At 65.3% G+C, this 12,710-nt stretch carries 12 protein-coding genes; 1 reads left to right on the top strand and 11 read right to left on the bottom strand.

Going from position 1 to position 12,710, the window contains the following annotated elements:
- Positions 1-219 precede the first annotated feature (219 nt).
- The gene (locus ACFQRC_RS13615) at positions 220-1,128 is read right to left on the bottom strand and encodes a JmjC domain-containing protein (RefSeq protein ID WP_379962433.1); all 909 of its coding nucleotides are present in this window, start codon (positions 1,126-1,128) and stop codon (positions 220-222) included.
- On the opposite strand from ACFQRC_RS13615, the gene ACFQRC_RS13610 reads away from it, so the two are divergent.
- A complete protein-coding gene (locus tag ACFQRC_RS13610) occupies positions 1,105-1,425 on the top strand; it encodes a hypothetical protein (RefSeq protein WP_379962438.1) in 321 nt (106 codons plus the stop codon). The two genes, ACFQRC_RS13615 and ACFQRC_RS13610, sit on opposite strands and share 24 nt — an antisense overlap.
- Before the next feature lie 186 nt (positions 1,426-1,611).
- On the opposite strand, the gene pnp is transcribed toward ACFQRC_RS13610, so the two are convergent.
- From pnp to ACFQRC_RS13560, 10 genes are all read right to left on the bottom strand, one after another.
- Positions 1,612-3,963, bottom strand: a complete 2,352-nt coding sequence (gene pnp / locus ACFQRC_RS13605) for a polyribonucleotide nucleotidyltransferase (RefSeq protein ID WP_379962156.1) — start codon at positions 3,961-3,963, stop codon at positions 1,612-1,614.
- A 155-nt stretch (positions 3,964-4,118) separates the two neighbouring features.
- Positions 4,119-4,388, bottom strand: coding sequence for a 30S ribosomal protein S15 (rpsO, locus tag ACFQRC_RS13600; RefSeq protein ID WP_379962154.1), 270 nt, complete (start codon positions 4,386-4,388; stop codon positions 4,119-4,121).
- Positions 4,385-5,377, bottom strand: coding sequence for a tRNA pseudouridine(55) synthase TruB (truB, locus tag ACFQRC_RS13595; protein ID WP_379962152.1), 993 nt, complete (start codon positions 5,375-5,377; stop codon positions 4,385-4,387). Before truB ends, rpsO begins: the two co-directional genes overlap by 4 nt.
- Positions 5,356-5,895, bottom strand: coding sequence for a GNAT family N-acetyltransferase (locus tag ACFQRC_RS13590; RefSeq protein WP_379962150.1), 540 nt, complete (start codon positions 5,893-5,895; stop codon positions 5,356-5,358). Before ACFQRC_RS13590 ends, truB begins: the two co-directional genes overlap by 22 nt.
- Positions 5,892-6,293, bottom strand: coding sequence for a 30S ribosome-binding factor RbfA (rbfA, locus tag ACFQRC_RS13585; protein WP_379962148.1), 402 nt, complete (start codon positions 6,291-6,293; stop codon positions 5,892-5,894). Before rbfA ends, ACFQRC_RS13590 begins: the two co-directional genes overlap by 4 nt.
- 103 nt (positions 6,294-6,396) lie before the next feature.
- Complete coding sequence (gene infB / locus ACFQRC_RS13580; RefSeq protein WP_379962146.1) at positions 6,397-8,931, bottom strand: translation initiation factor IF-2; 2,535 nt, start codon at positions 8,929-8,931, stop codon at positions 6,397-6,399.
- Between the two features lies 1 nt (position 8,932).
- Complete coding sequence (locus ACFQRC_RS13575) at positions 8,933-9,601, bottom strand: DUF448 domain-containing protein (RefSeq protein ID WP_379962144.1); 669 nt, start codon at positions 9,599-9,601, stop codon at positions 8,933-8,935.
- 91 nt (positions 9,602-9,692) lie between these two features.
- On the bottom strand, positions 9,693-11,333 hold the full coding sequence (gene nusA, locus ACFQRC_RS13570; protein WP_379962142.1) for a transcription termination factor NusA: 1,641 nt from the start codon (positions 11,331-11,333) through the stop codon (positions 9,693-9,695).
- Positions 11,334-11,336: 3 nt separating this feature from the next.
- Positions 11,337-11,882, bottom strand: a complete 546-nt coding sequence (rimP, locus tag ACFQRC_RS13565) for a ribosome maturation protein RimP (RefSeq protein ID WP_379962140.1) — start codon at positions 11,880-11,882, stop codon at positions 11,337-11,339.
- Between the two features lie 209 nt (positions 11,883-12,091).
- Entirely contained in the window at positions 12,092-12,709 is a 618-nt protein-coding gene (locus ACFQRC_RS13560; RefSeq protein ID WP_379962138.1) for a hypothetical protein, read from the bottom strand.
- Position 12,710 lies beyond the last annotated feature (1 nt).

The following is a 12,710-nucleotide window of genomic DNA, read 5'->3' as shown; positions in this document are numbered from 1 at the left end:
TTGCGAAGCGTGGCGATCGCTCAAGATTGAGGGCGCGGCATGCGCTTGCCCTTGGTGCGGCTAGTCAGATGGAAGCCTTGGCAGCGCTGGCAGCGATAGGGTCTGAGCGGGCAGCCGGCGCGCTGAACGATCGAGAGGGCGTGTTCTTCGGACCGGTAACGCGCCTTTCTAGAGCAAATGCTTAGTCTCGTGCGCACCGCAACGTCTCCGGCTTGTGATTCAATCCGCTTGGTCGAAAGCCACGCTGCCTTGATTGAATAGCGCCACGATCAACGCCATCGCTGAAGCCGATTTAATCAGCCTCGGATCGATCGTGATGCGGTTCCGCGCGCAGAGCGTTTCGGCGAGTGCGGCGGTCTCTTCGGTGCATTCGAAGCGCTCACCATCGACGAACAGCAGCACTGAATTGGCGTCCTGCCGGATGAACGAAAAGCGGCTGGCGGAGTTGCGGCACAGCGATAGCCCTTCGGTTAGACGTTCACGCAAGGTCTCGATCCGGATCGGCTCTTCCGGCCGCCAGTCCATATCGGGATTCTTGGGCGTGCTGCTATGCTGCCCGAACCAGCGGGCGAAAGCATCGCGGTCGCGCATTTTTTCGGTGACCATCGCGTGCAGCTTCGCGATGGCCTGCGCGGAGATTTCGCCGGGATTTTTCTGGGCCTGCAAATCCGGATCGGCATACCGATCGTCGTTCTGCAAATTCTCAAGCAGATGCTCGCTCCAGTGCGCGATCAATTCGCCGCGCGAGGGTGCGCGGAAGCCGACCGAATAGGTCATGCAGTCGTCGCCGACCGCGACGCCTTCGTGCGCGACACCCGGCGGCACATAGAGGATGTCGCCGGGTTCGAGGACCCATTCGGCGGTGGCTTCAAAGCCGGCGAGCAGGCGCAGATCGTCGTGCGGCAACAGGGCGGTATCGTCATCGCAATGCGCGCCGATCCGCCAGCGGCGCCGGCCCAAGCCCTGGATCAGGAACACGTCATATTGGTCGAAATGCGGGCCGACCCCGGCTCCATCGGTGGCGTAGCTCACCATCACATCGTCGATCCGCCAATTGGGGATGAAGCGAAACGGTTCGATCAGCGCGGCGACTTCGGGCGCGTAATGATCGACGGCCTGGACGAGCAAAGCCCACGGATTGTTGCCAAGCTCGTTGAAGCGCGTTTCGGCGAAGGGTCCATGCTCGACTTTCCACGTATCGCGCGTCTGCGTGACCAGGCGGGATTCCACCTCATCTTCGCAGGCGAGCCCCGCCAGCTCGTCCGGATCGAGCGGATTGCTCCAGGCCTTCCACGGATTTTTGATCAGCAGCGGCTTCTTCTGCCAGTGTTCGGACAGGAAAGCGTCAATGTCGAAATGAGCGAACTGCATACAATTCTGACGAGCTTTGGTCATGTCCTCTCCAACCCGTCACCCCGCACTTGATCCGGCGTCCGCCCGTTCTTCTTCGCGCCTTTGCGCCTTTGCGTGAACCCGATTTCTACTGCCCCTCCTGAGCTGGATACCGGATAAAGTCCGGCATGACGATAACGGAGAGCCAGATGCAAAAAGGCCCCGCATCGCTGCGGGGCCTTTTTCTGTTTCAGCTCGCAAGGGCTGACGCCCTAAGCCTTAATCGTCGTCGCGGGTCAGGAAGGCGGGGGCGAATTCGGGCTCGCCGCCTTCTTCCTTGCGCTCCGGACGGTCCTCGCGGTCGCGGCGGGGGCCACGGTCGCCGCGATCTCCACGCTCGCCGCCACGGCCGCCGCCATCGCGACGCGGGCCGCGATCGCGGCCGCCACGGCCTTCGCCGTCGCGGCGGGGGCCACGATCACCACGGGGTCCGCGGTCGCGGTCGCCGCCTTCACGCGGAGGACGGGTATCCTCCAGCTCGGCGCCGGTTTCCTGATCGACGACCCGCATCGACAGGCGGACCTTGCCGCGCTGGTCGACCTCGAGCACCTTGACCTTCACTTCCTGGCCTTCGGAGACGACGTCGCCGGGCTTTTCGACCCGCTCGTTCTTCATCTCGGAGACGTGGACGAGCCCGTCCTTGCCGCCCATGAAGTTCACGAACGCGCCGAAATCGACGATGTTGACGACCTTGCCGGTGTAGATCTTGCCGACTTCCGGCTCCTCGACGATGCCGAGGATCCAGGCGCGCGCGGCTTCGATCTGCTTGACGTCGGACGAGCTGATCTTGATCACGCCCTCGTCGTCGATGTCGACCTTGGCCCCGGTCTCGGCGACGATCTCGCGGATGACCTTGCCGCCGGTGCCGATGACTTCACGGATCTTCGCCTTGTCGATCTGCATCGTCTCGATGCGCGGCGCGTGGGCCGAGAGCTCACCGCGCGTATGGTCGAGCGCCTTGGCCATCTCGCCCAGGATATGCGCCCGGCCTTCATTGGCCTGGGCGAGGGCGACCTTCATGATCTCCTCGGTGATGCCGGCGATCTTGATGTCCATCTGCAGGGACGTGATGCCCTCGGACGTGCCTGCCACCTTGAAGTCCATGTCGCCCAAATGATCCTCGTCGCCCAGGATGTCGGAGAGGACGGCGAAGTCCTTGCCTTCCAATATCAGCCCCATGGCGATGCCCGAGACCGGGCGGCGCAGCGGAACGCCCGCATCCATCATCGCGAGGCTGCCGCCGCACACCGTCGCCATCGAAGAAGAGCCGTTGGACTCGGTGATGTCGGCGAGCACACGGATCGTGTACGGGAATTCCTCATGGGTCGGCAGCACGGCGTGGAGCGCGCGCCAGGCGAGCTTGCCATGGCCGGTCTCGCGCCGCGACGGGGCGCCGAAGCGGCCCACTTCACCGACCGAATAAGGCGGGAAGTTGTAGTGCAGCATGAAGCGCTCGTAGCTGAGGCCGACGAGACCGTCGATCATCTGCTCCGAATCCTTGGTGCCGAGCGTGGTGGTGACGATCGCCTGGGTCTCGCCGCGCGTGAACAAAGCGGAGCCGTGGGTGCGCGGCAGGAAGCCGACCATCGCCTCGATCGGGCGGACCGTCTTGGTGTCGCGGCCGTCGATGCGGCGGCCGTCCTTGAGGATCGCGCCGCGGACGATTTCGGCTTCGAGCTTCTTGACCAGCTTGCCGGCGGCCAGCTGTGCCTGCGGCTCCGCCTCGGCGAAAGCGAGCTTGGCCTTGTCGCGGGCGGCGTTGAGCATCGCCGAACGATCGGACTTGGAGGTGGTGCGATAGGCGGCGGCGATGTCCTCGCCGACGAGGTCGCGCAGCTTCTGCTTCACTTCCGACGTGTCGGTCGCCTGGGTCAGTTCCCAGGGCTCCTTGGCGGCCTGCTCGGCCAGCTTGATGATGCCTTCGATCACCGTCTTGCATTCGCGGTGCGCGAACATCACGGCGCCGAGCATGACGTCTTCCGAAAGCTCCTTGGCTTCCGATTCGACCATCATCACGGCCTGGTGCGTGCCGGCGACCATCAGGTCGAGATCGCCTTCCTTGATCTGCTCCAGCGTCGGGTTGAGGATATATTCCCCGTCGACATAGCCGATGCGGGCGCCGGCGATCGGGCCCATGAAGGGAATGCCGGAGAGGGTCAGCGCCGCCGACGCCGCGATCATCGCGACGATGTCGGGCTCGTTCTCGCCATCGTAGGAGAGCACCTGCGCGATAACGAGAACCTCGTTATAGAAGCCTTCCGGAAAGAGCGGACGGATCGGCCGGTCGATGAGGCGGCTGGTCAGCGTTTCCTTTTCGGTGGCGCCGCGCTCACGCTTGAAGAAGCCGCCCGGAATGCGTCCGGCGGCCGAATATTTTTCCTGATAGTGGACGGTCAGCGGGAAGAAATCCTGCCCCGGCTTCACATTTTTGGCCGCGGTCACGGCGCAAAGGACGACGGTTTCGCCCAGGGTGGCCAGCACGGCGCCGTCGGCCTGACGGGCCACGCGGCCGGTTTCGAGTGTCAGGGTCTTTCCGCCCCACTCGATCTCTACTTTTTTCATGTTGAACATCTGTTTTTCCTTGCGTCACCGGCGGCCGGATGCGGCCGGTGGTCTATACGGGAGGCGCTTTCGCCCGCCGCGCCGGACCTAGCTGGTCCTTTTCGGGCCCGCCGAATTGCGGGCGCCCGAAACGAGAGACGGCCCCGCAATGGGGGCCGTCTTTATTATTTGCGAAGGCCAAGCTTCGCGATGAGAGCGGTGTAGCGGTCCGCATCCTCTTTCTTCAGAAAGTCGAGGAGGGAGCGGCGCTTGTTGACCATCATCAGCAAGCCACGGCGCGAATGATTGTCCTTGGCGTGGGTCTTGAAATGGTCGGTGAGGTTGTTGATGCGCTCGGTGAGGATCGAAACCTGAACTTCGGGACTTCCCGTGTCGCCTTCCTGGCGGCCATGTTCGGTGATCAGTTCGGCCTTGCGTTCCGCGGTAATCGTCATGTTGCTTCCTTCGACATCATCATATTGAAACCGCGCACCACCCGGACTTCCCCTTGGGAAAGCTCGACCAGAGCGACCGCAACATCAGCGTCGGTCGCAAGGTGGAGGCCGGGTGCTGCGGCGATCCCGATCAACTTGCGCCCCTGGCGGAGCGCTCCTGCCTGATCGGGGGTGACGGGGAGAGCCGGGATGTCGTCCAGCCCCGCCGTCAGCGGCAGGAGGGTGTGTTCAAGCTGGCGGGCCATAGCGGCTTCGCCCAATTTGTCCAGCGAAATTGCCCGGGAGAGGCCGAAGGGGCCGGCTTTGGTCCTGCGCAACATGGTGACAGAGCCGACGGTGCCAAGCGCGCGGGCGATGTCGCGCGCGAGCGAGCGGATATAGGTGCCCTTGGAGACGCGCGCGGTGAGGGTGATCTGGCCCACCACGTCATCCCCGCGAAAGCGGGGATCCCGCTCTTCTTCCTCGTCAGGGGCGGAAGCGGCGGAAGAAGCGGGATTCCCGCTTTCGCGGGAATGACGGATCATGAGGCTGTGGATGGTGACCTTTCGCATCTTCATGTCCACGTCTTCGCCGGCCCGTGCTCGGTCGTAAGCGCGCTTCCCGTCCACCATCAGCGCCGAATAAGCGGGCGGCACCTGCTCGATCGCGCCGGTAAAGTCCGGCAGGACCATTTCCACCTGCGCCAGCGTCGGCCGTATTTCGGAAGTGGCGACCACTTCCCCTTCCGCGTCGAGGGTGCTCGTCTCCGTCCCGAAGCCGATGGTGAAGTCATAGACCTTGTCGCTGTCCAGCATCCGCCCGGCGAGCTTGGTCGCCTCGCCCAGCGCCACCGGCAGCACGCCGCTCGCCAGCGGATCGAGCGTGCCGCCATGTCCTACCTTCACCTTCGGATAGCCGCCCGCCTTCAATGCGCGCTTCACCGCCGACACGATCTGGGTCGACCCCGGCCCGACCGGCTTGTCGACGATCAGCCAGCCGTGGAGGGCCATTCGCTCGCCAGGATCGAGAACAAAATTGTGTCGCGCACATGGCCGGTCCAGGTGATCCGTTCCGCGCGTATCACGCCTTCGCGTACCGCGCCGAGCTTGGCCATCGCCGCCTGCGAGCGCTGGTTCCGGGCGTCGACTCGAAACTCGATCCGCCGGAACCCGGAATCGATCGCGCGTTGGATCATCAGATCCTTGACCCGCGCATTGAGGCCGGTGCCGCGCATCTCCGGCACATAATAGGTATTGCCGATCTCCAGTACGCCGCGCTCGGGCTCGATGCCGATATAGGCGCTCATCCCGATCAGTCTCTCGCCGTCGTGGATGGCGAATGCCTGGCCATCGGCGCGGCGGAGCAAGGCGTCGAAGCTCGCATTGAAATGATCGGCATCGTAGGAAATGGCGTAGATCGGCCAGATTTCCGAATCCTCGGCGCAGGCGGCGCGAAGCGCGGCGCGATGATCTTCGCAAAGAGCCTCCAGCCGCAGCGCATCGTCCCGCATCGGCGCGGCGAGGTTCACGCTTCGTCGTCCCCCTTGAGATCGGCGGCAACCTTGGGCGAACGGAGAAGGCGATCGATATGCCCCCCCTCGTCGAAGCTCTCGTCGAGCAGGAATTTCAGACGCGCCGCATATTTGGTATTCACCCGCCGCGCGACCTCGGTCTTCAAGTAACGGTCGTGGACGCGCAGCGCCTTCAGCACGGCTTCTTCGTCCGCGCCGAGCAAGGGCTTCACGAACACGGTGGCATGGCGAAGATCGGGCGACATCCGCACTTCGGTCACCGAGACCGGGTGGGTCGCCAGCAATTCGTCATGCACGTCGCCGCGCATCAGTATCTCCGATAGGGCATGACGCACCTGCTCGCCGACGCGAAGCAGGCGCACCGAGCGGCCTTCGGTGGATTCAGTGTGTCGCATGACCTTCACCCTGCCGTCATTCCGGCGAGAGCCGGAATCTCGTGGAGAAAGGTCGCAGCCCTTCACGACGAGATTCCGGCTTTCGCCGGGGTGACGCTTTAGTTCACAAAGTCCGCTCGCGTTCCTCGACTTCGAACGTCTCGAGGAAATCGCCCGGCTTGATGTCGGTGAAGTTCTGGGTGAACGTCACGCCGCATTCGAGCCCGGCGCGGACCTCGGCCACATCGTCCTTGAAGCGCCTGAGCGACGCGATCTCGCCATTGTAGATGATGACGTCGTCGCGCGTGATGCGCGCCTTCAGAGCCTTGCGGAGCACACCTTCCGTCACCAGCAGGCCGGCCGCCTTGCCGTGCTTGCCGGCCGAGAAGACCTCGCGGATCTCGGCGCGGCCGACGACATTCTCGATCATCAGCGGACCCAATTCGCCCGCCATCGCCGAACGCACCGCATCGGTCAGGTGGTAGATGACGTCGTAATATTGCAGCTCCACCTTGTTGCGCTCGGCGATCTCGCGCGCCTTGGCGTTGGGGCGGACGTTGAAGCCGATGATCGGCGCGCCCGATGCTCCCGCCAGGGTGACGTCGCTCTCGGTGATGCCGCCGACGCCCGAATGCAGGACGCGGACCTTGATGTCCTCGTTCGAGATGCGGTTGACGGCATTGACGATCGCCTCGACCGAACCTTGCACGTCCGCCTTGATGACGAGCGGGAATTCGACGACCTTGTCGCTCTTGGCGGCGAATATATTCTCCAGGTTGACCGGCGCCGTCGCGGTGCGCTTGCGATCGAGAATGGTCTGGCGATAGGCGGCGACCTCGCGCGCACGGGCGTCGTTTTCAACGACAGAGAAGGGGTCGCCCGCCGACGGGACGGCGGAGAGGCCGAGCACCTCGACCGGAACCGACGGGCCGGCTTCCTTCACCTGGCGGCCCTTGTCGTCGATCATCGCGCGGACCTTGCCGCTGGCGGCGCCGACGACGAAGATGTCGCCGACCCGAAGCGTGCCGCGCTGGACGAGCACGGTGGCGAGCGGACCGCGGCCCTTGTCGAGCTTGGCCTCGATCACCGTGGCCTCGGCCGGACGATCGGGATTGGCCTTCAGCTCGAGCAATTCCGCCTGCAGCGCGATCGCCTCGAGCAATTTGTCGAGATTGGTCTTCTTGAGCGCGGAGACTTCGACATCCTGCACGTCGCCGCCCATATCCTCGACGATGATCTCGTGCTGGAGCAATTCCTCGCGCACCTTCTGCGGGTTGGCTCCATTCTTGTCGATCTTGTTGATCGCCACGATCATCGGCACGCCGGCCGCCTTGGTGTGGTTGATCGCCTCGATCGTCTGGGGTTTCAGGCCATCGTCGGCCGCCACCACCAGGATGACGATGTCGGTGACGTTGGCGCCCCGGGCGCGCATCTCGGTGAAGGCCTCGTGGCCCGGCGTGTCGAGGAAGCTCACCTTCGACTTGTCGGGCAGGCTCACCTGATAGGCGCCGATATGCTGGGTGATGCCGCCGGATTCGCCGGAGACCACGTCGGCGCCGCGAATGGCGTCGAGCAAAGAGGTCTTGCCGTGGTCGACATGGCCCATGATGGTCACGACCGGCGGACGCGCCTTGAGCGTCTCGGGCGCATCCTCGTCGCCGGCGATGCCGAGTTCGACATCCGCTTCGGAGACGCGATTGATGCGGTGGCCGAACTCCTCGACCAGCAGCTCGGCGGTGTCCTGATCGATCGACTCGGTGACGGTGACCGGCATTCCGAGCTTGAACAGCGACTTGACGAGATCGGCGCCGCGCTCGCCCATGCGCTTGGCGAGTTCCTGCACGGTGATCGCCTCGGGCACCGCGACGTCGCGATACTGCTTGGCCGAGGGGCCGGCCTGCTGATGGTGGCGCTTTTCCTTCTCGCGGGCGCGTTTCAGCGCGGCGAGCGAGCGGGCGCGGGCGCCGCCGTCGCCATCATTGAGGGCGCGGCTGACGGTGAGCTTGCCCGACTGGCGGCGATCGTCGCGCGCCCCACGAGCGGGACGCGTCGGCTCAGGCCGCTTGGCGGCGGGGGCGTGCTTGGCACGGCCATGACCGCCGCGACGCTCGTCCTCGTCCTCGGCGGCTGGCGCGGGCACGTCGGCGACCGGCGGCTGCGACGCGGCGCGTTCGGCTTCCTCGGCGGCGAGGCGCGCTTCCTCCTCGGCCTTGACGCGAGCTTCTTCCTCGGCGCGGCGATTTTCCTCGGCGCGGCGGCGCTCCTCGACGGAGCTCTGCTGCGCCTGGCGGTCCTCGCGCCGGCGCGCTTCCTCGAGCGCGGTCATGCGGGCTTCCTCGGCCTCGCGAAGCAGCTTTTCCTGAAGCTCGCGGCGCGAGAGCGCATCGTTTATCGGCCGCGCGGGCGGCTTGGGCGTGGGCGCCGGTTCAGGCGCGGGCGATGCCTTGGCGACGGGCGCTTCCGGCGCGGGAGCCTCCTCGACCTTGGGCGCCTCGGCCTCGCCGGGACGTCCAAGGATGCGGCGCTTCTTCACTTCGACCACGACGGTATTCGACCGGCCATGGCTGAAGCTCTGCTTCACCTTGCCGGTTTCCACCGTGCGCTTGATCCCCAGCGGCGCGCGCGCTCCGAGTTTCGGCTTGTCTGTCGTCTCGCTCATACTATCCTTCGTGTCCATTCATAGCCGATGCACCCGGCGTTGCCGCCGCCGTGGCGCTTAGCCCATCATCAGGTCCGATAAAAGCGCGCCACCTGTCGATCGCGTGCCTGACACGCGCAGCGGCAGCTCGGTCGATCAATGCGATATGTACCACATTCTGACGCCCCAGCGCCAACGACAATATGGACCTTTCCGCAGGGAAAACCACCCCTTGGCTCTCGCTCTTGTCCGAGCCGGCCCCGACTCTCAGGGCCTGGTCGAGCTTGCGGCTGCCATCCCCGGCCGCGTCGGAGGCGTGGATGAGGAGGCGTACCTCGCCTCTTCTCGCCGCCGTTTCGATCTTTTCGCTGCCGGTCAGCAGGGTGCCGGCCCGTGCTTCAAGCCCCAGCCGGTCCAGCGCATTCTGGCGCAGCGCGGCCTCGATCCGCTCGCCGAGGTCGGCGGGAATGGCGATCTCGCCTGTCTTGAAGGCACGGGCGAGCGCGCCCTTCAGCCGGCCCTTGGCCTTCGCCGCTTCGAGCGCCGCCCGATCGACGCCGATCCATGCGCCGCGCCCCGGCGCCTTCGCCCGGACGTCGGGCGCGACTTGGCCGTCCGGCCCCAACGCGAGGCGGATGAGATCATCCCGCCCGCCATGCTCTCCGGAAAGGATGCACTTGCGTTCGGGCATATGGCTGTTCCCCGGCGAAGGCCGGGGTCCAGTTCTTTCTCTATCTTGGCCCCCGGCTTTCGCCGGGGTTCGCGGCTGACTCGTCAGCCGCTCATTGGGAGGTTTCCGCAACAGCGTCCTCCCCGGCATTGTCCGTCGATTCGTCGTCGAACCAGTGGGCGCGGGCGGCCATGATGATCTCGTTGCCCTGTTCGTCGCTGAGGCCGTAATCGGTGAGGATTCCGCCCTTGTCCTCGGACCGGTTCGATTCCCGCTGGCGGCGCTGTTCCGGCTTCTTCTTCTGGACGAGCTCGTCGGTGGCAAGGTCGGCGAGGTCGTCGAGCGTCTTGATGCCTGCCTTGCCCAGGGTCACCAGCATCGCTTCGGTGAGGTAAGGCATATCCGCGAGGGCGTCCTCGACTCCCAATTCCTTGCGTTCCTGCCGGCTCGCTTCCTCACGGCGCTCCAGCGCCTCGGTCGCGCGGTTCTGGAGCTCGGCGGCCAGTTCCTCGTCGAAGCCTTCGATCGAGCTGATCTCCTCGGCCTGGACATAAGCGACCTCTTCGAGCGCGCCGAAACCCTCGGCGACCAGCAGCTGGGCCAGCGTCTCGTCGACGTCCAGCTCGTTCTGGAACATCTCCGAACGCTCGACGAATTCGCGCTGGCGCTTCTCGCTGGCGTCGGCCTCGGTCATGATGTCGATCGCCGAGCCGGTGAGCTGGCTGGCGAGGCGGACATTCTGGCCGCGGCGGCCGATGGCGAGGCTGAGCTGGTCGTCCGGCACCACCACTTCGATCCGGCTCTCCTCCTCGTCGATGACGACGCGCGCGACGGTCGCCGGCTGCAATGCGTTGACGACGAAGGTGGCGAGATCGTCGGACCAGGGAATGATGTCGATCTTCTCGCCCTGCATTTCCTGGACGACCGCCTGGACCCGCGACCCCTTCATGCCGACGCAGGCGCCGACCGGGTCGATCGAGCTGTCGTGGCTGATGACGCCGATTTTCGCGCGGCTGCCGGGGTCGCGGGCGGCCGCCTTGATCTCGATGATGCCGTCGTAGATTTCCGGCACTTCCTGCGCGAACAACTTCTTCATGAAATCGGGGTGGGCGCGGCTGAGGAAAATCTGAGGCCCGCGATTTTCGCGGCGGACGGAGAGGATCAGCGAGCGGGTCCGGTCGCCGACGCGCACAACCTCGCGCGGGATCTGCTGGTCGCGGCGGATGACGCCCTCGGCGCGGCCCAGATCGACGACGACATGGCCGAACTCGACGCGCTTCACCACGCCGGTGATGATCTCGCTGGCGCGATCCTTGAACTCTTCATATTGCCGCTCGCGCTCGGCGTCGCGGACCTTCTGGAAGATGACCTGCTTGGCGGCCTGGGCGGCAATGCGGCCGAATTCGATCGGCGGCAGCGGGTCGACGATATAGTCGCCGACGACCGCGCCCGGCTGGAGCTTCTCGGCATCCTTGAGGCTGACCTGCTTGAAATGATCGTCGACCTCTTCGGTCACCTCGACGACGCGCCACAGCCTGAGGTCGCCCGAGACGGGGTCGAGCTTGGCGCGAATGTCGTTCTCGGCGCCGTAGCGCGAGCGCGCGGCGCGCTGGATCGCGTCCTCCATCGCCTCGATGACGATCGCCTTGTCGATCAGTTTCTCGCGCGCGACGGCGTCGGCGATCGCGATCAGCTCCGCCTTGTTGGCGGAAATGGCGCCCGGCGCGCCAGAGGCTGCTGCGTTGCTGGCCATGTCTTATTCCTGTCCTTCTACTCTGATGGAATCGGCGCCTTCCGCGCTGAGCGGAGCGGTCGCCTGAATGAGTTTGTCGGTGATCAGCAACTTGGCGTTGCGAATGTCGGAAAGGGGCACCGTCGTTTCGCCGAGGCCTTTCACGTCGATCCGGACATTGTCGCCTTCGACGCCGATCAGGTCGCCGCTCAATTGCTTGCGGCCCTGGAGCGGTTCGACGAGGGCGATCCGTGCTTCGTGCCCCTTCCAGTCGTCATAATCGGCGAGCCGGGTCAGCGGCCGGTCGATCCCCGGCGAGCTGACCTCGAGCCGATAGGCCTCCTCGATCGGGTCGCGCCCCTCCGCCTCCAGCGCGTCGAGCATGTCCGACAGCCGCCGCGACAGCCGCGCGCAATCGTCGAGCGTCAATTGCCGCGTATCGGGCCGCTCGGCCATCACCTGCAAGGTGGGATCGGATTTGCCGCCGGTCATCTTGACGCGCACCAGCGCCAGCCCCTCGGCCTCCGCCTCCGGCTCGATCAACCTGGTCAGTAAGGCGATATCCGCCACGCGCGCTCCAATAGCCAAAGGCCTCCGGCGCCGGCCCCACCCCTGGGACCAGCCTCAACATTGTTACCGATGTCGAGAAAGGCAGGGGCTATATAGGCCGGAGCAAGTGCGGGAGCAAGCGATTAACCGCCAATCCCTCGCCAAGAGCGCGCGGCCGGTCAAAAAAAGGCGCCTGCTCCACGCTTCCGACAGAATCCCTCGACCCGGCTCTACTCCGCACCCCAGGGCGGCGGAGGCGCCTCGGCCGCCTGAGTCAGGTCGAATTCGGCGCGGAGATAGCGGTTCGGGCGCCTCAGCTCGTAGGCGAAAATGCGGCCGGGCTCGAATTCCATCGCCCAGACATTGGTGGTGGAGACCGCCGCATCCTCGCGGTTGAACAAATCCTTGGAGAATTGATCGACCGGGAATTCCTGCCGGGTCGCGGTGCCGGGCGTGGCGGTGTCGCCGCCATATTGGGTGAGCACATCCTCGCTGCCGTCCTCGTGGCGGTGGTCGTGCTTGAGGCGGAGGCCGGTGTCGGTGCGCGAGATGACCCAGGTGCGCGAACGATCCTCGCCGACATGGAAGGGGATGCGGATCACGTCGTCACTGCATTCGCGGACGTGCATGACGAGGCGGGCGCTGCGCATATCCTCGTCGGCGGCTTCGTCCGACACGACCCGCCCCTCAAAAGCCTTGCCGCACAAGGCGGAGAGGTTGGCGAAGAAGCGGTCGGCTTCGCTATCCGCGACCGCCACGGGTTCAGCTTCGTTGTTGGCGGCGGCATCGTTTTCGGGGGCGCAGGCCGCGAGGGCGAGCAAAGCGAACGGGAGCACGATCCTTTTCATC

It is taken from the genome of Enterovirga sp. GCM10030262 (assembly GCF_042666435.1).
Lineage (GTDB): Bacteria > Pseudomonadota > Alphaproteobacteria > Sphingomonadales > Sphingomonadaceae > Allosphingosinicella.
The sequence above is the reverse complement of the archived record's forward strand: the minus strand, read 5'-3'. Positions and strand labels throughout refer to the sequence as shown.